The organism is Terasakiella sp. SH-1 (genome assembly GCF_004564135.1).
In the GTDB taxonomy this organism is placed as follows: domain Bacteria; phylum Pseudomonadota; class Alphaproteobacteria; order Rhodospirillales; family Terasakiellaceae; genus Terasakiella.
Genome location: NZ_CP038255.1, coordinates 1399642 through 1419014, shown reverse-complemented (window position 1 = coordinate 1419014; position 19373 = coordinate 1399642). Strand labels below are relative to the sequence as shown.

General features: G+C 48.4%; 17 protein-coding genes. 8 read left to right on the top strand and 9 right to left on the bottom strand.

The features are described 5' to 3' along the window. Positions 1 to 73: 73 nt before the first annotated feature. Positions 74 to 1486, bottom strand: coding sequence for a glutamate--tRNA ligase (gene gltX / locus E4K71_RS06650; RefSeq protein ID WP_135077947.1), 1413 nt, complete (start codon positions 1484 to 1486; stop codon positions 74 to 76). A gap of 83 nt (positions 1487 to 1569) precedes the next feature. On the opposite strand from gltX, the gene E4K71_RS06645 reads away from it, so the two are divergent. Continuing rightward, positions 1570 to 3645 (top strand): ComEC/Rec2 family competence protein, encoded by a 2076-nt coding sequence (locus E4K71_RS06645; RefSeq protein ID WP_135077945.1) that lies wholly within the window; start codon positions 1570 to 1572, stop codon positions 3643 to 3645. Positions 3646 to 3660: 15 nt separating this feature from the next. Here the strand turns inward: E4K71_RS06645 and lexA are convergent, their stop codons facing one another. The 6 genes from lexA to E4K71_RS06615 all read right to left on the bottom strand — a co-directional run bounded on the left by lexA (position 3661) and on the right by E4K71_RS06615 (position 8572). Further along, the gene (gene lexA, locus E4K71_RS06640) at positions 3661 to 4377 is read right to left on the bottom strand and encodes a transcriptional repressor LexA (protein WP_135077943.1); all 717 of its coding nucleotides are present in this window, start codon (positions 4375 to 4377) and stop codon (positions 3661 to 3663) included. 84 nt (positions 4378 to 4461) lie between these two features. After that, the gene (gene glp / locus E4K71_RS06635) at positions 4462 to 5682 is read right to left on the bottom strand and encodes a gephyrin-like molybdotransferase Glp (RefSeq protein WP_135077941.1); all 1221 of its coding nucleotides are present in this window, start codon (positions 5680 to 5682) and stop codon (positions 4462 to 4464) included. Continuing rightward, positions 5679 to 6158 (bottom strand): cyclic pyranopterin monophosphate synthase MoaC, encoded by a 480-nt coding sequence (gene moaC / locus E4K71_RS06630; protein WP_135077939.1) that lies wholly within the window; start codon positions 6156 to 6158, stop codon positions 5679 to 5681. The genes glp and moaC overlap by 4 nt, the downstream gene beginning before the upstream one ends. Before the next feature lie 14 nt (positions 6159 to 6172). Beyond that, the gene (gene trpC, locus E4K71_RS06625) at positions 6173 to 6964 is read right to left on the bottom strand and encodes an indole-3-glycerol phosphate synthase TrpC (protein ID WP_135077937.1); all 792 of its coding nucleotides are present in this window, start codon (positions 6962 to 6964) and stop codon (positions 6173 to 6175) included. Between the two features lie 5 nt (positions 6965 to 6969). Beyond that, on the bottom strand, positions 6970 to 7989 hold the full coding sequence (gene trpD, locus E4K71_RS06620) for an anthranilate phosphoribosyltransferase (RefSeq protein WP_135077935.1): 1020 nt from the start codon (positions 7987 to 7989) through the stop codon (positions 6970 to 6972). Positions 7990 to 7993: 4 nt separating this feature from the next. Continuing rightward, on the bottom strand, positions 7994 to 8572 hold the full coding sequence (locus tag E4K71_RS06615) for an aminodeoxychorismate/anthranilate synthase component II (RefSeq protein ID WP_135077933.1): 579 nt from the start codon (positions 8570 to 8572) through the stop codon (positions 7994 to 7996). A gap of 179 nt (positions 8573 to 8751) precedes the next feature. On the opposite strand from E4K71_RS06615, the gene E4K71_RS06610 reads away from it, so the two are divergent. The 4 genes from E4K71_RS06610 to E4K71_RS06595 all read left to right on the top strand — a co-directional run bounded on the left by E4K71_RS06610 (position 8752) and on the right by E4K71_RS06595 (position 12718). Then, positions 8752 to 10866, top strand: coding sequence for a heavy metal translocating P-type ATPase (locus E4K71_RS06610; protein WP_135077931.1), 2115 nt, complete (start codon positions 8752 to 8754; stop codon positions 10864 to 10866). Then, positions 10863 to 11273 (top strand): Cu(I)-responsive transcriptional regulator, encoded by a 411-nt coding sequence (gene cueR / locus E4K71_RS06605; protein ID WP_135077930.1) that lies wholly within the window; start codon positions 10863 to 10865, stop codon positions 11271 to 11273. The genes E4K71_RS06610 and cueR overlap by 4 nt, the downstream gene beginning before the upstream one ends. A 79-nt stretch (positions 11274 to 11352) precedes the next feature. Further along, complete coding sequence (locus E4K71_RS06600; RefSeq protein WP_135077928.1) at positions 11353 to 12504, top strand: divergent polysaccharide deacetylase family protein; 1152 nt, start codon at positions 11353 to 11355, stop codon at positions 12502 to 12504. 10 nt (positions 12505 to 12514) lie between these two features. Then, positions 12515 to 12718, top strand: coding sequence for a heavy metal-associated domain-containing protein (locus tag E4K71_RS06595; protein WP_135077926.1), 204 nt, complete (start codon positions 12515 to 12517; stop codon positions 12716 to 12718). Positions 12719 to 12788: 70 nt separating this feature from the next. Here E4K71_RS06595 and trpE read toward each other — a convergent pair whose 3' ends face one another. After that, on the bottom strand, positions 12789 to 14309 hold the full coding sequence (gene trpE / locus E4K71_RS06590; protein WP_135077924.1) for an anthranilate synthase component I: 1521 nt from the start codon (positions 14307 to 14309) through the stop codon (positions 12789 to 12791). Between the two features lies 1 nt (position 14310). Further along, positions 14311 to 16170 carry a SurA N-terminal domain-containing protein gene (locus E4K71_RS06585; protein ID WP_135077922.1) on the bottom strand — a complete coding sequence of 620 codons (1860 nt, stop codon included), beginning with the start codon at positions 16168 to 16170 and terminating at the stop codon, positions 14311 to 14313. Between the two features lie 191 nt (positions 16171 to 16361). On the opposite strand from E4K71_RS06585, the gene tpiA reads away from it, so the two are divergent. The 3 genes from tpiA to E4K71_RS06570 all read left to right on the top strand — a co-directional run bounded on the left by tpiA (position 16362) and on the right by E4K71_RS06570 (position 19370). Then, positions 16362 to 17132: a triose-phosphate isomerase gene (gene tpiA / locus E4K71_RS06580; protein ID WP_135077920.1), complete on the top strand. Its 771-nt coding sequence runs from the start codon at positions 16362 to 16364 to the stop codon at positions 17130 to 17132. Positions 17133 to 17232: 100 nt separating this feature from the next. Next, entirely contained in the window at positions 17233 to 17628 is a 396-nt protein-coding gene (secG, locus tag E4K71_RS06575) for a preprotein translocase subunit SecG (RefSeq protein WP_135077918.1), read from the top strand. Positions 17629 to 17735: 107 nt separating this feature from the next. Next, positions 17736 to 19370: a CTP synthase gene (locus E4K71_RS06570; RefSeq protein ID WP_135077916.1), complete on the top strand. Its 1635-nt coding sequence runs from the start codon at positions 17736 to 17738 to the stop codon at positions 19368 to 19370. Positions 19371 to 19373: the final 3 nt, after the last annotated feature.

Here is a 19373-nt window from a genome sequence, read left to right as displayed (position 1 = left end):
CAACGCAAGGTGAACTGACTTAACATTTATAATTATTAGTGCAGAGAATACTGCGTGTTAGTCAAAAAAACAATCACTCTCCTTGATTTTCAGGCTCGCATCTTAAACGACGCACTGCTTCCTCACGGCCCAATACAGCCATGACTTCAAAAACAGACGGAGAAACGGTCGAACCTGTTAATGCAACACGGATCGGCTGGGCAATTTTCCCAAGTCCGACTTCCTGACTTTCCGCCAGAGACTTCGCTGCATTTTCAAGGTTTTCCTGTGTCCATTCAGACACATTATCAAGGCTTGCCACAAACAACTGTAACAGTTCTTTGGCATTGCCTTTATTCATAAGTTTCAAAGCTTTGCTATCATAGGTAAAAGGCAGGGCGCGCAGGTAAAAAGCACTGTTTGCAGCCAGTTCCAACAAAGTTTTAGCACGATCTTTCAAACCGGGCATACCGGACACAAGCCAGCCTTCGCCCTCTTTATTATATTTATCTCCAAGCTCTTTAGCGATCAGCGGCAAAACCAGATCTGCCAAATGCTGATCATCAGCTTGGCGCATATAATCAAAGTTCAAAGCTGTCAATTTGGTCGTATCAAAACGGGCAGGGGCCTTGCCGATCCCGTCCAGATCAAACCATTCAATCGCCTTGTCACGTGGAATAAACTCTTCATCGCCTCGGCCCCAGCCAAGACGTAATAAATAGTTACACATAGCTTCGGGTAAAAAGCCTTCGTCGCGATAGCTATCAGCAGCCAGTGCACCGTGGCGCTTGGACAGTTTTTTACCATCTGAGCCATGGATTAGCGGAATATGTGCAAATGTCGGCGTTTCCCAACCCAAAGCATCATAAATCACTTTTTGGCGAAACGTATTGGTCAGGTGGTCATCACCACGGATCGCATGGGTTACGCCCATATCATGATCATCAACAACAACAGCCAACATATAAGTGGGTGTACCGTCGCCGCGCAGCAAAATCATATCGTCAATATTTTCATTGGAAATTTTGACTTCACCTTGAACCGCATCTTTGACAACAGTTTCACCTTCCAGTGGAGCTTTCAAGCGAACAACAGGTTTCACGCCTTCCGGCGGGGTTGCATCACTATCACGCCAGCGACGGTCATAGGCAACGGTGCGGCCGACTGCGCGTGCTTCCTCGCGCATTTCAGCCAATTCTTCCGGGCTGCAGTAACAATAATAGGCTTTACCTTCATCCAAAAGCTGCTGGGCAACCTCAGCATGGCGATCACGGCGTTCAAACTGGGAAATGGCATCGCCATCCCAATCCAGCCCCAGCCATTCCAATCCTTTAAAGATCTTATCAACGGCATCGTCCGTGGAACGTTCGCGATCCGTATCTTCAATACGAAGCAGGAACTTACCATTATGATGACGGGCAAAAAGCCAGTTAAACAAGGCTGTACGTGCCCCCCCAATATGGAGGTAGCCAGTAGGCGAAGGTGCAAATCGTGTTACGACACTCATGTAGTCAATATCTTTGTTGTTTCTTTAATTGGGCGGATGTGTACCATATAAAAAAGTGAGATGCATTAGTTGGTTTGCAAAAAATGTTGTCAAAAAAACGACATAAATCATTAAGCCTTTATTTTTCAATGCATATTAGTAATTTCGCATTGCAAGAAAAAGATCATTTTTTCCTGTGGATTCCAGTTCTACTTGCCGCAGGCATTGCATTTTATTTTGGTATGACCACAGAAATACCTGTTTGGATGGGTTTAACTTGCCTAGCTATAAGTGGTGTGACCACGTATTATTTACGTCATTATTACATAGTATTTTTAAGTAGCTTAATAGTCACCATAGTATTCGCAGGTTTTTCTTGCGCACAATTGCGCACCTATTATGTCGCCACAAATATCCTGCCATACAGCTTTGGTCCCGCAGGAATTCAAGGGCGAATCGTTAAGGCATCCCCCAGTGCCAAAGGGATCAAGCTTACTTTAGATAACTTACAGATTTCACGCTTGCGCGCCAATCACGTCCCAACACGGCTACGATTACATGTAAATACAACTAAAAGCCAAGTTAAGGTTGGGCAATGGGTAAAAGCCCGTGCCATGCTCAAACCACCACCAGCCCCTTCAAGTCCCGGCGGCTTTGACTTTCAACGACATGCCTATTTTCAACAAATTGGAGCCATCGGTTTCAGTTACGGCGGCATTGAAATCATTGAAAAAAATCAACCGTCATTCTTACATCTGTTTGACGAACTCCGCTCCCTCATACAAGTACGCATCCAATCAGCCTTTGATGATGATCATAAGGTTGTGGAAAGTCTGGCGATTGCCTTTTTGACCGGCAACAAACAAGTCATTGATGAAGAAACCCACGAAGCGGTACGCGCAGCTGGATTGGCCCACCTTCTGGCAATTTCAGGGCTTCATATTGGCTTGGTCAGCACCATCGTCTTTTTTGTTATTCGTTTTACATTGGCCCATATCCCGTATCTTGCCCTTCGCTATCCCATCAAAAAATGGGCCGCTTTCGGAGCAATTTTCGGGGCTTTATTCTTTACACTACTGACCGGAGCCAGCGTTCCCACTATTCGTGCCTTTATTATGTGTACCATTGTCCTGACAGGCGTCTTGCTGGATCGAAAGGCCATTTCACTCAGAACAGTTGCCTGGGCGGCTATCGTTATCCTTATGTTCTTTCCAGAAAGCCTGTTGGGTGCCAGTTTCCAGCTTTCCTTTGCGGCCGTAATTGCCCTTGTTGCTTTTTATGAAAATCGGCGCATTGATTATGATAGACATGCCTCCATCCGCTATGTCCGTGAGATTTTGAATTCCAGCCTCATTGCCTCATGTGCCACCATGCCTTTTGCCGCCTATCATTTTAACCGGATTACATTATGGGGAATTGGTGCAAACCTGCTGGCAATTCCACTCACCGTTTTCTGGATTATGCCTTTGGGCTTACTTTCCTTAGCCTTGATGCCCTTCGGACTGGAAAGTTACGCCTTCAAAATCATGGGGTGGGGGATTGACGCTTTGTTATGGGTGGCAAAAACAACAGCAGCACTACCTTATGCCCAAGTTTCTATTCCCGCCATTCCGACCAGCAGCTTAATTATCATGACCCTGGGCGGGCTGATGATCTGTTTTATTCGAAGCAACTGGCGCTATAGCGGAGCAGGCTTGATCTCTCTTGCCCTGATCCTCAGCCTCACAACACCCAAACCAGATATCCTGATTTTACCGGATGGAAAACTCAGTGCTTTATATAATCAAAACAACAACACCATCGCGATGTCACAGTTACGCCATAGCTCCTATGTACGTGATAATTGGGTCAGACGCTGGGGTGAAGAAGGACAACCCCTGCAAAGTTTTGATCAAAAACTTGCCTGTGATCAACAAGGATGTAGCTTCACCCACAAAACCGGAAAAAGAATTGTTTTTAACAAACAGGCCATGGCACTTGAAGAAGACTGCCTACAGGCTAATCTGTTAATTACACCACTCACCAGCCCGACATCCTGCGTTGGGCCAGATAGCTTGATTGATGCCCATGACCTGAATACAAAAGGGGCTCATGCGGTTTATGTGGATGAAAACGATATTCATATCGTTTCCGTAAAAGACCAACGCGGCCAACGTCCCTGGACGGTTTACGGCAAATAGCACACCATTTTTGCGTCAGTGATATTTCCGGATCAAACCGACCAAGCGCCCTTGCACCTTCACACGCTCAGGCGAGAGGACACGCGTTTCATAAGCCACATTAGCTGGTTCTAATTCAACATTACCGCCTTTGCGGCGCAAGGTCTTTAAGGTTGCTTCTTCCTGATCCACCAAGGCCACAACAATTTCACCATTTGCCGCAGTATTACATTTTTGAATAATAACGGTATCACCATTATTAATACCGGCCTCAATCATAGAATCCCCTTCCACTTCCAGCGCATAATGGCTCCCAAGCCCTAACAGGCTGGCTGGTACGTCTACATGATTGGAATTATCCTGCAAGGCTTCAATAGGTGTCCCAGCTGCAATTTTGCCAACCATTGGTAGTTCCACAGCTTCTGAGTCGGGAAGAACGTCGGTATTATTCCCCATACTTCCCACTTGATTACGGGCATCATCAAGGTCTGCAATCTTATGGCTATCGGACACCAGTGGCGCATCGAGCTGGTCTTTATTTTCCGGCACACGCAAAACTTCTACCGCACGGGCACGATGGGGCAGACGGCGAATAAAGCCACGTTCTTCCAGCCCCGTAATTAAACGATGAATACCTGACTTTGATTTAAGTTCCAGCGCTTCTTTCATTTCGTCATAAGAGGGGGATACACCGGTTTCTTTCAGGCGCTTTTCCAAAAACAGCAACAAGTCATATTGTTTTTTCGTCAGCATCGCGCCACCCCCAAGAAAAAAGGAACAAAAGTAAAACACTCATTATGTTCTACTTTAGTTCCTCAAGCAGGTCAAGAACAAAACTTAAACAGATAACAGGCTATCATTCACGTAAATAACGTCCGTTTCGCTTCCGGCTTGAAGTGCCTCCCCATTGACTGGGCGAATAATAAAGCCTTCACAATGGGCCAAATTCCCCAGCATGGAACTATCCTGCTTGTCATAGGGTGTGGCGACAAGACGCCCTTGGTCATCATGGGAGAAAACGGCGCGCATATATTCCTGACGAATGCCATTGACCGGAACACCTGCACCAAGCAGAGCCTTCATCGGCTTATCCTGTTCAAAGGGCAATCCTTGCATCTTTTTCAAAGCTGCACGCAGGAAAATAAAAGCTGTCACATAGGCTGAAACCGGGTTCCCCGGCAATCCCATAGCTGGTATCTCACCGATTTTACCAAACATGAAAGGCTTGCCCGGCTTGATCGCAATACGCCAAAAATCAATATCCAGTCCCTCTTCGCCCAGCACATTGCGCACCAAATCATATTCACCGACAGACACCCCACCGGATGTAATCAAAATGTCAGCACCATTCAGCCCAGCCAGCGTTGCTCGCAAGGATTCTTCTGTATCCCCGGCAATACCAAGATTGATCGGCACACCGCCCATGGCTGTTACCATCGCAGCAACCATCAAAGAGTTTGAGCTAATGATCTGGCTTTCACGCACCGCTTCGCCCGGCATAACCAACTCGTCACCTGTTGCCAAAATAGCAACACGTGGTTTGCGATAGACCTTCACCCATGGCACATTCATCGCGCACAGCAAGCCAATATCACGCGCCGTTAACAACTGACCGGCCTTAACGAGAACATCACCTTTAGAAAAATCCAGCCCGGCACGACGCACAAACTTGCCGTCAAAGGCTACTTCCTTAAAAGTGACCTGATCGCCATCAACGTCCGTATCTTCCTGCATGATCACAGCATCAGCACCCGCAGGCAAAGGCGCACCGGTAAAGATCCGCACACACTGACCTGATTGCAAGGTTCCTTCAAATGGACCACCAGCTTGGGATTCCCCCACACGCGTTAATGTCCGGGGCTGCGTTTGCAGATCAGAAGAACAAACCGCATAGCCATCCATAGACGATACAGCAGAAGGGGGTTGGGTTAAACGTGCTGCGACATCTTCAGCCAACACACGCCCCACCGCTTCGGCCACAGAAATTTGTTCAGCGGGCAGGGGGGCAATCCCACCATCAACCTTTGCCAGTGCATCTTCTAAAGGCAATAAACTCATGAGGCTTCAAACTTTCCTGATTTGCCACCATCCTTATAGGTCAGACGCACATCTGTAATCGTCATGCCTTTATCAATGGCCTTACACATATCGTAAACCGTCAAGCACGCGATGGAGACGGCAGAAAGCGCTTCCATTTCGACCCCGGTTCGACCCTTAAGCTTACACGTCCCTTCCACATCCACTGCATTGCGCTCAGGATCACAGGTGAGTTCAACTTTTACAGAGGTTAGTGCCAGCGGATGACAAAGGGGAATAAGGTCCGGGGTCTTTTTCGCCCCCATGATCCCGGCAAGCTGGGCCACAGAAAGCACATCACCTTTCTTCATGGTTCCGTCCATGATCTTTGCAAGCGTTTCAGGCAGCATAATGACACTGCCTTTTGCCGTTGCCACACGTTCCGTAATATCTTTTTCAGATACATCGACCATTACGGCATTACCGTCTTGATCAATATGGGTGAAATTCTCCCCCATGGGTCCTCACTTCCTTATTTGGTTAAGAGGGCTTTGGTTGCCTCTTCCACATTATCTTGGCGCATCAATGATTCACCAACCAAAAAACAGTTGGCATTGACTTTTGACATTCTAGCCAAATCTTCCGGCGTGAATATTCCACTTTCGCATACCAAGAGACGATCATCAGGCACCATTGTGGACAAACGTTCCGTCGTTGTCAGACTGATTTCCATGGTTTTCAGGTTACGGTTATTCACCCCGATAAGCTGGGATTTCAGCTTAAGCGCACGCTCCATCTCTTCTTCATCATGGACCTCAATCAAACAATCCATACCATAAGAAAGGGCAGCGGCTTCCAATTCAGCAGCCAGCGTATCATCAAGAGCTGCCATAATAATCAGGATACAATCCGCCCCCAAGGCACGGGCTTCGACCACCTGATAAGGGTCCACCATGAAATCTTTGCGCAATACAGGTAAGTTTACGGCTTGACGTGCGACAACCAGATATTCATCAGCGCCTTGGAAATAAGGCACATCGGTCAGCACAGACATACAAGCTGCCCCACCAGCCTCATAAGCTTTGGCGATACTGACGGGGTCAAAATCCGGCCGGATCAAGCCTTTGGAAGGTGATGCCTTTTTAATTTCGGCAATCAAACCATATTGCTTTGCCCGTACACGGGACTTCAATGCTGCAATAAACCCACGCGGGGCAGAAGCCTCTTTGGCAGCAACCTCTAACAAGCTGATGTCCTGACGTTTTTTACAATCGGCAACATGCTCACGCTTGTCGTCACAAATTTTAGCAAGAATATCACTCACACGCCTTATCCCTTATTCGTAATCTCAACCAGCTTGGCGAGAACCTCTTTGGCCTTGCCGCTATCAATGGACTGGGCCGCCATGTCCATCCCAGCCTTCATATCAGAAACCTTATCTGCCACCATCAAAGAAGCAGCTGCATTAAGCAAAACCACATCGCGATAAGCCCCGGCTTCCCCATCAAGCAAGCGATGAATGGCCGCTGCGTTATAATCACCATCGCCGCCTTTTAAGTCCTCTTCCTGGGCTAGAGGTAGACCGAGGTCTTGCGGATCAATTTCAAATTCACGCACAGCACCATTGGCATATTCCGCCACATAAGACGGACCTGTTGTTGTCAGTTCATCCATCCCATCAGAACCATGAACAACCCAAACCTTTTCACTTCCCAAACGACCCAGCACTTCGGCCAGCGGGCGTACCCATTGTTTGGCAAAGACACCCGTCATTTGGCGCTTCACACCAGCCGGGTTTGAAATTGGTCCCAACAGGTTAAAAACAGTACGTGTGCCCATCTCCACACGCGGGCCACCAACAAAACGCATGGCGGAATGATACAACGGCGCCATCATAAAACCGATCCCGGCCTCTGCAATTGCCGTTTCCACTGTCGGAATACCGGCTTGCATATTCACCCCTAAACAAGACAACACATCTGCCGCACCGGATTTTGATGACAGCGCCTTATTGCCATGCTTTGCCACCGGAATACCACAACCAGCGACCACAAGGGCTGTTGCGGTAGAAATATTCAAGCTCCCCTTGGCATCTCCACCCGTGCCGACAATATCAATCGCATCAGCAGGGGCCGAAACCTTATTCATCTGTTCGCGCATAGTGGTGGCCGCAGCGGTAATTTCTTCGACCGTTTCCCCACGCACACGCAAAGCCATCAAAAACGCCCCGATTTGGGCCTGTGTGGCTTCGCCCGTCATGATAAGGTCAAAGGCCGCTTTTGCTTCTTCCTGACTTAAGCTTTGACCATCGGCCACTTTGGCGATTGTGGGTTTCATTGCGTCGCTCATTGGCTTATCCCTGTTGTTTAGCAAGTGTAAGGAAATTTTTCAAAAGCTGATGCCCATGTTCGGAAGCAATACTTTCCGGATGGAACTGCACCCCGTGAATTGGGAATTCTTTATGCTGCACCCCCATAATCACCCCATCTTCTGTCTGAGAAGTCACTTCTAGACAATCGGGCAAGGACGCCGGATCAATCGTCAAAGAGTGATACCGCGTTACCTCCAGCGGGGAGGGGATATCAGCAAACACACCTTGATTGGTATGGGTGATCGGGCTGATCTTGCCATGCATCGGTTGTGGGGCGCGTACAATCTGCCCCCCAAAAGCCTGACCGATGGACTGATGCCCCAAACACACACCAAAGATCGGCAGCTTGCCCGCTGCCTTTTCAATCAGCTCCAGACAAATTCCAGCCTGATCAGGGTCACATGGGCCGGGGGATAAAATAATTCCCTGCGGTGCCATTTCCATGGCTTCATCAGCCGTTAACACATCGTTACGACGAACCTCAATATCAGCCCCCAATTCACCAAAATAGTGAACAAGGTTGTATGTAAAGCTGTCATAATTATCAATTAACAAAAACATTTCAATAACTTACTTCACACTTTGAAAGTGATTATTTAATTATAAAAGGCGACTCAAAATCGCCCAGAAACGAGAGAATGCAAGCTCGTTACCCTAAGGTCAAGCTGCAATTTTTACACTTGACCTTGCCCTTACTGGAAACCCCATATAACATTACAGTAAGATAGAAGGTTAAACCCATGACGACGTACAAACTACAAATCACAGGCATGAGCTGTGCAGCCTGTTCTGCACGGATTGAAAAAGTCCTCAACCGCATGGACGGCGTTTCAGAGGCCAGCGTCAACCTAGCTACAGAACAAGCAACCGTTCAAGTAAATGACAACGACGCCGAACAAAGCGACATCATTGCCAAAATTGAAAAAGCTGGCTTTGGTGCCCACCCCATAACAGATCAAAAGGGTAAAGAAGCAGAAACAGGCAATACATTTGAACGTTCCACCCTTATAGTCTGCCTTCTTCTTACCGCTCCCTTGGTTGCCCCGATGCTTGCCATGCCCTTTGGCGGACAATTCCATTTAAATGGCTACATCCAATTATTCCTCGCCCTGCCTGTACAAATCGTTGCCTATTACCGTTTCTTGCCTTCTGCCATGGGTGCGATCAGAGCCATGAGTGGAAACATGGATGTACTGGTATGTCTTGGCACGAGTGCTGCCTTTGGCCTCAGCCTTTACCTTCTGTTTGGCACATCCGAACAACAGCCCGAACTTTACTTTGAAGCCGCCGCAGCAGTCACAAGCCTTGTCCTACTGGGAAAATGGCTGGAAAACCGGGCCAAACACGGTGTCACCCAAGCCATTCGCGCCCTTATAAAGCTGCGCCCAGAAACAGCACGCAAACTGGTCGATGGCAAGCATGTTAGCGTTAGCCTCAACGACGTACAGCTCAATGACACCATCGTGGTGAAACCCGGTGAAAACATCCCTGTTGACGGTATTATCATTAATGGCGAAAGCGAAGTTGATGAATCCATGCTGACCGGTGAAAGCCTGCCCGTTGCAAAATCAATCGACAGCCCTGTCACAGGTGGCTCACTCAATGGCTCTGGCCTTTTGCTGGTAAAAACCACCAAGATTGGCGAAGAAACCATGCTCGCCAAAATCATCGAAATGATACAAGGTGCCCAAGCTAGCAAAGCTCCCGTCCAAAAACTGGCCGATAAAATCGCATCCATCTTTGTCCCCATCGTCTGCCTGGTTTCCCTTATCACCTTTACTGGCTGGATGGTTGCAGATGCACCTGTTGAGCTTGCCATCATCAATGCGGTCACCGTTTTGGTCATCGCATGCCCCTGCGCTTTAGGACTTGCCACCCCCACTGCCATCATGGCCGGAACCGGGGTGGGGGCCAAACACGGCATTTTAATCAAAGATGCCCAGGCCCTGGAAATTGCCAATAAAGTCCAAACCATCATTTTCGACAAGACAGGCACCCTTACTGAAGGCCGCCCCCAGATTGTCGAGCAAGTCGGACGCGATTACTACGAGATTGCCGCCAGTCTGCAACAGGGCAGCGAACACCCCCTTGCCAAAGCTTTCCCAACCGATACCCCCAAAGAAGTCATCTATTTTAAAGCCATTGCCGGACAGGGCATCTTGGGAACAATCGAAGGTATGGAATATCGCCTAGGCAACCGGAAACATATGAACCACCCCTTAGGCGCTTTTGAACAAGCTGCCAACCAGCTTGAACAACAAGGTAAAACCGTTATCTGGCTGGAAAACAAACAGCAAATCCTAACGATTTTTGCCCTTGAAGATACTTTAAGAAAAACTTCAAGTGATTCAATTATCCTATTGAAAAAAAATAATATAAAGTCAATCATGCTAAGCGGGGACCATCAAAAAACCGCTGAACGGCTGGCAAAAAAGATCGGTATCGAAACAGTTTTTGCCAATGTCCTTCCCAACGAAAAAGCCAACAAAGTGATTGAGATCAAAAAACATGGAAATCTGGTTGCCATGGTTGGTGATGGCGTCAATGATGCCCCGGCACTGGCCTGCGCTGATGTCAGCTTTGCCATGGCAACAGGGTCAGATGTTGCCATCCACAGCGCAGGCGTCACCCTAATGCGAGCTGACCCCATGCTTGTCCCCCAAGCCATTGATATTTCAAAGGCCACTTATCGCAAGATCCAACAAAACCTGTTCTGGGCCTTTATCTATAACATCATCGCCTTACCTGCTGCTGCTTTTGGCTTGCTCAATCCAGTCATTGCAGGGGCTGCGATGGCACTCAGCAGCGTTAGTGTCGTCACGAATTCTTTATTATTAAAACGGTGGAAGCCATGAACATCAGCAAGGTTTCAAAACTTACAGGCGTAACAGCCAAAACCATTCGCTATTACGAGAGTATCAATCTTATGCCAGAGCCTGCACGCGCAGAAAATGGCTATCGTGATTATAGTGATCAAGATGTTGAAATTTTGCGTTTTATCCAAAGTGCACGTAAAATGGGGTTCCCTCTTAAAGACGTTGGTAACCTTTTGGCGTTATGGAAAGATAAGAACCGGGCATCACGTGATGTACGAGAACTGGCCCAACGCCATATCGACGAAGTCGAGGCCCGTATCAAGGAACTGGAAGGTATTCGCCATACCTTGAAAAATCTGGTCGATTGTTGCCAAGGTGACGATCGCCCGGATTGCCCAATCCTCAACAGCTTTGCAAAGGAAGATAACTGTGGCTGCGCCGACTAAGAAACGCAACAACAGGAAAAAGAAGAAAAGCGCTAAAAGCAGGACAAAGTCCCGCAAAAAGGGCCTAAACTATACGCTGATGAGCACGGTACTCATCGTCGGCGCTTTGGCCTATGGTGGATTTTATTACAAAGACAAACTTCTTCCCAAAGAAAAGCCACCAGCTGCCAACCAGGAAGCCTTGGCCTGGTACAAGGAACACACCCAGCCCATCGGCATGATCCGCATGCCCGATGCCCCCTTAATGCTGACAGATAGTGAAATTGAAATCGACACAACCATTGTTGAATTAACGCCCAAGAAAAGGCCCGTAACCCTTGGGCCACAATATTCAACAGCACCATCAACAGCTGCCCCAAGCCCACGTGTCGCCCATGTCGATCTTTCCACCAAACCGACAGCACCCAAAAACACAGCCTTTTATGAAGAGGCGCTTCCTCAGGATATTTACACACCAAAAGTCATTCCAAAGGCAACCAGAACCGCACCTTCGCGAACGGCTGAACAGCCTCGCTGGATGAAATATGCACTGAAAGTCGCCCCGCTACAAAACAAGCCCATGATTGCCGTGGTCATTGATGACTTGGGTTTGGATAAACGGCGCACGGAACAAACACTCAAATTGCCAGGTCCCATGACCATGGCCTTTATCCCATATTCAAAGAACCTGCACAGTCAAACTTCTTATGCCCGTCGTCGTGGTCACGAATTATTACTCCACCTTCCCATGGAACCACTGAATAAAAACGTCAATGCAGGCCCCAACCACCTGCATGGGCGATTGGCCCGTGAAGATTTACTGGATCGCATTCATTGGAACCTGGAACGCTTTGATGGCTATGTTGGTGTCAACAACCATATGGGTAGCCGGGCCACAACAAACCGCACTGTCATGAAAGCCCTTATGGCTGAACTTCGAAATAGAGAAATGCTGTTTCTGGATTCACGTACCAATTCAAAATCGGTTGGTGCACGGATGGCAAGTCAAGAAGGCGTTCCTTTTGCTGAGCGTAATGTGTTTCTGGATAACGTGAACGAAAAATCTGCTGTGCTCAAGCAATTAAACTTATTAGAAAAAGTCTCACGGAAAACAGGCTTTGCCGTTGGCATCGGTCATCCACGCGATGGCACCATTGAAGCCTTGAGAGAATGGCTTCCCCTTGCTGAAGCAAAGGGTTTCAGCCTTGTTCCCATTTCACAAATCGTTCTTAAAAACCAAGGATTAAGTTAAGGAAAAGCAAATGCCCAATACCTATATCGTCGATGGCATGACCTGTGGTCACTGCGCCCAAGCTGTAAAAGATGCCCTTAAATCAGTTAAAGACTCCGCAGAAATCAATGTGGAGCTGGATAGCAAAAAAGTAACAATCAATGGCCTTGATGACGTTGCAGCCATCAAAGAGGCAATTGAAGATGCTGGCTTTGATTTTATTGGGGAAGGTTAAAAAAGAAAAGGCCCCATACAAACGCATGGGGCCTTCCTTAAAAAACGAATGGATTAGAGCGCGACACGCTCTAGTTCGATGATTTTTCATCAGAAGCAAACTTATATGCTTCTTCTGCCGCACGAATAAGTGCACGCGCCTTATTGATGCTTTCCTGATACTCACCTTCTGGGCTACTATCAGCGACGACACCACCACCTGCCTGCACATACATCTTGCCATCTTTCAACAAGGCTGTACGCAGGGCAATCGCCGTATCCATATCACCATTGGCCCCAAAATAACCAATACAGCCTGCGTAGAAGCTGCGGCGCTCAGGTTCCAGCTCATCAATAATTTCCATGGCGCGGACCTTTGGTGCCCCTGAAACCGTACCGGCTGGGAAGCCCCCAATCAGAGCATCCATGTTATCAAAACGATCTGTATCCAGTTCACCAACGACATTGGAAACGATATGCATGACATGGGAATAAAGCTCAACAATCATCTGATCGGTGACTTTCACCGTGCCGATCTTAGCGACACGCCCAACATCGTTACGCCCTAAATCCAGCAACATGAGATGTTCGGCCAGCTCTTTAGGGTCAGACAACAGGTCTTCTTTCAATGCCTGATCTTCAGCTGCATCCTTGCCCCGTTTACGTGTCCCTGCAATCGGGCGAATAGTCACTTCGCCTTCACGCTGGCGCACCAAAATTTCCGGGCTGGAGCCCACCAAAGTAAACTCGCCAAAATTCAGGAAGAACAAAAACGGCGATGGATTCAAACGACGAAGGGAACGGTATAAGGCAAAATGAGGGAGTTCAAAGGGCAGGGTGAAACGTTGCGATAAGACCGCCTGAAAAATGTCCCCTGCCAGAATATAATCCTGTGCCTTATGCACCATATTATGGAAGTCTTCACGTGTCATATTGGAAACAGGTTCTGGCAATTCCCCGATATCATCATCCAGATTGCGATTCACACGCAAACTTTGTTGCAGATCATCAACGATTGCCTGAAGACGGTCCAAGGCCGCATCATAAGCATCCTTGGCACTCACCCCTGCAACAGCACGCACGGGGGTAACAATCGTCACCACATCTTCAATATTATCAAAGGCCGCAATAATGGTTGGACGCATAAAGACACCATCAGGCACCCCCAGCGGGTCTGGATTGCTATCAGGCAGTTTTTCCATCAAGCGAACCGTATCATATCCCATATAACCGACAAGACCAGCTGCCATGGGCGGCAGGTGATCTGGCAGCTCAATTGAACTTTCATCAATCAGGCTGCGCAAACTATCCAGTGATGGTTTATCACAAGACTCAAAAGCCTGACGGTCCAGATCCGCCTTGCGGTTAATCTCAGCCTTTTCGCCAAAACAACGCCATGTCAAATCAGGTTTGAGCCCAAGAAAAGAATAACGCCCACGCTTGGCCCCACCTTCAACAGATTCCAGCAAAAAACTGTCGGGCTTGCCATCGGCCAGTTTCATCATGGCCGATACAGGAGTTTCAAGGTCTGCAACCAGCTTGGTCCAAACGACTTGAGCTTCACCTTTGTGATAAGGGACTTCAAAGGCATCAAAAGAGGGATAAGTCTTCATCTTATTGCTGCTCTTGTACAAATAAGCGGTTCACCATAGCACGATCAACTTTCACCTGATGGCGTGCACGCAAGGCATTGACGAACTGACCTTGCAAGTCCGTTGAAACGCCATTTTCCATTTCACGGCGTAGCGCTGTGATCATGGCTTTATCCTGTGCCCCTTCAACGGATTTGATATCCCGCAAAATCGCAATCACTTGCCCCTCTTGTGTTGCACCGGTGGCTGTTTCACCAACCTTGGCAGCAAACAAGGCTTCAACGACATCACGGGGCAGCGGCGCATTAAAACGGGTAAAATCATTTTCCGATTTCACTTCAAAGCTGGCGGCTTGGGCCAATTCTTTCAGATTGGCGCCCCCTTTGACTTTTTCTAAAAGCTCATCTGCCTTGGTCTTGGCTGCATCATTTTTCTGATTATTGATCACAATCTGTAAAACATCGTTCTCAACTGTTTCAAACGGGCGAGGGGTGGCCGCAATCACATCATCGACACGCACCATAAAGTAACCGCCTTTGCCATCATCTTTCATTTGAGGTTCAGCATTCACTTCCAACTTGAAGGCTTCTTGCAAAATTGCAGGCTGATTAAAGATGGATTTAACAGCAGCACCTGCTTTATCAGCACCGTTTTGATCTACAGCCTCAATCATGACAATATCAAAGCCTGCTTCTTTCGCAGCCTCTTCAATCGTCGCACCACCGCCCAAGGCATCTTCAATACCGTTTGAGATCCCAAACAATTCTTCACCAGCCATTTCAAGGGCAAGGCTCTTGCGCAATGTCTCTTGCACCTCTTCAAAAGCCGGATTGATTTCTTCTGTTACAGCAGTGACATGAACCAGATGCCACCCCAACAAGGATTTGATCGGGGTACTCACGCCATTGGTTGCCAATGCAAAGGTCGCTTCACGCAGTTCTTCTGGCAATTCCGCCTTGGTCACGTCACCAAGGGGAAGAACATCTTTTGAAATGTCAGAAAACTTTTGACCACTTGTCAGCTTTGCCGCTGCCGCCTTGGCTTCGTCTTCCGTTGAAAAGACAATTTGTTCAACTGTGCGACGGGCCGGCTTTTTAAATTCGGCCATACGTTCAGAATAGGCATCTTCAATATTTTCCAGCGGCACATCAATTGTATCAGCCACATCCTCCGGCGTGATATGTAGCATGGTCACTTTACGATATTCCGGTGCCATGAAACGTGCGACGTTATCGTCATAATATTTGCGCACGAGGTCGGCTGACGGGGCAGGGAGATCCCCGACCTGATCCTTTTTGATCAATACGATTTCAGCCGAACGTTTCTCTGAACGATGTTTATAGAGGTCTTTGGCGACCTGTTGAGGAACACGGGCACCGCTGACCAGAACACTGATGACCTGCTCACGGGCCAGGTCGTCGCGCACCAGTTCAATATACTGGGCTTCATTCAGCTGGTTTGAAAACATAATCTGTTCAAAACGTGCGCGGCTGAATGTACCGTTTTCCTGAAACATTTCGGTTTGATGGATAGACTTACGTACCTGCTCATCACTAATGGCAACATCCATCTCATCGGCACTGACTGCCAGCAAGGTCCGGTTAACAGCACGATCCACCACACTGTTACCAATTGCCATGGACAGGCTTTCATTCACACCTTGATCGCCAGTCAACTGACGCATGCGGGCGATTTCACGTTGAAAATCGCGGTAAACTTCCTGTGCAGGAACCTCTTGCCCCCCGACAGTGGCCACACTGCTGCCTGTGGTGGCAGGGCGCAACATATCGCCAATGCCCCAGGCTGCAAAACTTGCAATCAACAAGAAGAGCAGGGATTTTACGACAATCGAATTAGAATTTTTGCGAAAACCTTCGAGCATGGTGAAGTCTATCCAAATAGAAATGAGTTACGAATTGGTCGCGCATCATAAGAAAGGAAAGGCAACCTCGCAATGGTTAAACGTATATTAACGAGCAAGATTTTGATAATTCAAAGAATAGGCTAGAAGTTAAGTGCGAAATTGTGTAAAAAACACCTCAATTTATTATTCTTAGAAAAGGATACCAAGCAATGAGCGAACGCCGCCCCCTTATCGCCGGAAACTGGAAAATGAATGGCATGCGTGCAGAAGCGCGCAGACTGGCCGTTGAAATCGGCACCCTTCGTATGTCCCAACCGGATGCGGAATTCGACATGCTTGTCTGCCCGCCGTTTACGGCTTTGGAAGCTGTCGGTCAGGTTCTTGAAAACACCAGTGTGTATCTAGGTGGCCAAAACTGCCATGCCAGTGAAAAAGGTGCCCACACAGGTGACATTAGCCCCGCCATGTTGGCTGATGTTGATTGCACGCATGTGATCCTTGGTCATTCAGAACGCCGCACAGACCATCAAGAGACTAACGAACAGGTTAAAGCACAGGCACAAGCGGCACATGCCCAAAGCCTGATTGCCATCATTTGCGTTGGCGAAACCCTTGAAGAACGAGAAAGCGGCAAGGCCCTTGAGGTCGTATGCGAACAGATTAAAGCTTCTGTTCCTGGCGATGCCTCTTATGGTAATACCGTCATTGCCTATGAACCGGTCTGGGCAATTGGCACAGGTAAAGTGGCGACTCCGGCTGATGTTCAGGAAATGCACAGCGACATTCGCAAAACACTTAGTGAGATGCTGGGCAGTGAAGAAGCCGAAGGTATCCGTATTCTTTATGGCGGTTCCATGAAACCGGAAAATGCCAAGGAATTACTGGCTTTAGACGATGTTGACGGTGGCCTGATCGGCGGTGCGTCCTTAAAAGCAGAAGATTTTTGGACAATTGCGCAAAGTTGTCCTAGCATTTCCTAAAACCTTGCGCTAAAAGAAGCCCAAGATTTTGACTGCGAGCGTGGACCTTCGCGTTTTCACGCTCGTTTGATTTGTTTATTTGAAGGATGGAAGAGAAGCGATGACAAACGTTCTTCTCGTGATTCACTTGATCTTGTGCCTCGGCCTGATCATTCTGGTTTTGATCCAACGCTCTGAAGGCAGCGCACTGAGCGGCCTTGGCGGCGGTGGTGCAAGTGGGGGCATGGGGGGCCTGATGTCTGGTCGTTCAGCCTCTAACCTGTTGACCCGTTCCACAGCATTGTTGGCGGCTGGCTTTATGGTGACCAGCCTGATCCTGTCTTTGCTGGCAAATTCAGAACGCAACAGCACTTCCATTCTGGACACAGAAACAGCGCCAGCAGTTCAAGAAGGCCCCGCAGCACCAAAGGCTGACGCTGGTGTAACCTCCGAGACTGCGCCGGCAGCACCTGCGGCTCCAAAAAATGAAGAGCCGGGCGCGCCTCTGGCAAAATAATTTTCGCTTAACTATACAAAAAGCGAACTTGAAATTAGAGGAAAGAGGCGGTCAAATGGCTGCCTCTTCTTCTTTGAATGAAATTTATCGACGTTTAGGTTTTTGACATGGCAGCACGTTACATTTTCATCACTGGTGGTGTGGTTTCATCTCTTGGTAAGGGCTTGGGTTCTGCGGCTTTGGGCGCGTGTTTACAGGCACGTGGCTTTAAGGTTCGCCTGCGTAAGCTCGACCCATACCTGAACGTTGACCCCGGCACGATGAGTCCATACCAGCATGGTGAGGTTTTTGTTACTGACGACGGTGCAGAAACCGATCTCGACCTTGGTCACTATGAACGTTTCACCTCAGTCAATGCCATGCAAAGTGACAACGTGACATCCGGTCGAATCTATTCCAGCGTCATTCAAAAAGAACGGGCAGGGGAATATCTGGGCGCAACGGTTCAAGTTATCCCGCATGTAACCGAAGCCATTAAAGATTTCACCCGTGCAAATGTCACAGACGAAGACTTTATCCTTGTTGAAGTTGGCGGTACTGTTGGCGATATCGAATCCTTGCCATTTTTGGAAGCCATCCGTCAGATGGGGAACGAGCTGGGCCGTGGCCGCGCCATGTACCTGCACACGACCTTACTGCCTTATATCCCCGCAGCTGGTGAATTGAAAACAAAACCGACTCAACACTCTGTAAAAGAGCTGCTCGGTCTGGGGATTAGCCCGGATGCGTTGCTCTGTCGTTGTGACCGTGAAATTCCGGTGGGTGAGCGTCGCAAAATCGCTCTCTTCTGTAATGTAGCAGAAGATGCGGTTATCCCAGCCCTTGATGTGGACACAATCTATCGTGTGCCGCTGTCTTATCATGCAGAAGGTCTTGATACGGTTGTTTTGAAACACTTCGGTATGGCCGCCCCGGAACCGGACCTGTCCAAATGGGAAGAAATCGTTCACCGCGTACTGGAACCGGAAGGTGAAGTTAACATCGCCATTGTCGGTAAATATACAGAATTGCTTGAAGCCTATAAATCGCTGGCCGAAGCTCTAACACATGGCGGTATCCATAATAATGTCAAGGTGAACCAGCATTGGATCGATGCCGGAACGCTTCACGAAGAAGACGGTATGAAACAGCTGGAAGACAAAGATGCGATCTTGGTCCCCGGTGGTTTTGGCGAACGTGGTGCCGAAGGTAAGATCAAGGCCATTACCTATGCCCGTGAAAATAAAGTGCCTTATTTTGGCATTTGCTTGGGCATGCAAATGGCGGTTGTGGAAATGGCCCGCAATATGGCGGGCATTGAAGGGGCTGGCTCTTCTGAATTTGGCAACTGCAAAACGCCAATCGTCGGTCTCATGACGGAATGGGAAAAAGAAGACGGGTCTAAAGAACAGCGTTCTCAAGACGGTGATCTAGGCGGTACCATGCGTCTGGGCGCTTATCCCTGTGCGTTGCAAGAAGATACACTGGCATGGGATGTTTATAACGGCGCGAAAGACATTTCAGAACGCCACCGTCACCGTTACGAAGTCAACATCGACTATAAAGACCAGCTGGAAAAAGCAGGCATAAAATTCTCGGGTCTCTCACCTGATGGGGTTCTGCCGGAAATTGTAGAGCTACCAGATCATCCGTTCTTCCTGGCCGTACAATTCCACCCGGAACTGAAATCCCGCCCGACAGACCCACACCCGATTTTCAAAGCCTTCGTTGAGGCCGCGATCAAACAAAGCCGTTTAGTATAAAGG

Coding starts and splice junctions, on each gene's coding strand:
- gltX (WP_135077947.1), bottom strand. CDS start 1,486: ATGAGTGTCGTAACACGATTTGCACCTTCGCCTACTGGCTACCTCCAT.
- E4K71_RS06645 (WP_135077945.1), top strand. CDS start 1,570: ATGTTGTCAAAAAAACGACATAAATCATTAAGCCTTTATTTTTCAATG.
- lexA (WP_135077943.1), bottom strand. CDS start 4,377: ATGCTGACGAAAAAACAATATGACTTGTTGCTGTTTTTGGAAAAGCGC.
- glp (WP_135077941.1), bottom strand. CDS start 5,682: ATGAGTTTATTGCCTTTAGAAGATGCACTGGCAAAGGTTGATGGTGGG.
- moaC (WP_135077939.1), bottom strand. CDS start 6,158: ATGGGGGAGAATTTCACCCATATTGATCAAGACGGTAATGCCGTAATG.
- trpD (WP_135077935.1), bottom strand. CDS start 7,989: ATGAGCGACGCAATGAAACCCACAATCGCCAAAGTGGCCGATGGTCAA.
- E4K71_RS06615 (WP_135077933.1), bottom strand. CDS start 8,572: ATGTTTTTGTTAATTGATAATTATGACAGCTTTACATACAACCTTGTT.
- E4K71_RS06610 (WP_135077931.1), top strand. CDS start 8,752: ATGACGACGTACAAACTACAAATCACAGGCATGAGCTGTGCAGCCTGT.
- cueR (WP_135077930.1), top strand. CDS start 10,863: ATGAACATCAGCAAGGTTTCAAAACTTACAGGCGTAACAGCCAAAACC.
- E4K71_RS06600 (WP_135077928.1), top strand. CDS start 11,353: ATGAGCACGGTACTCATCGTCGGCGCTTTGGCCTATGGTGGATTTTAT.
- E4K71_RS06595 (WP_135077926.1), top strand. CDS start 12,515: ATGCCCAATACCTATATCGTCGATGGCATGACCTGTGGTCACTGCGCC.
- trpE (WP_135077924.1), bottom strand. CDS start 14,309: ATGAAGACTTATCCCTCTTTTGATGCCTTTGAAGTCCCTTATCACAAA.
- E4K71_RS06585 (WP_135077922.1), bottom strand. CDS start 16,170: ATGCTCGAAGGTTTTCGCAAAAATTCTAATTCGATTGTCGTAAAATCC.
- tpiA (WP_135077920.1), top strand. CDS start 16,362: ATGAGCGAACGCCGCCCCCTTATCGCCGGAAACTGGAAAATGAATGGC.
- secG (WP_135077918.1), top strand. CDS start 17,233: ATGACAAACGTTCTTCTCGTGATTCACTTGATCTTGTGCCTCGGCCTG.
- E4K71_RS06570 (WP_135077916.1), top strand. CDS start 17,736: ATGGCAGCACGTTACATTTTCATCACTGGTGGTGTGGTTTCATCTCTT.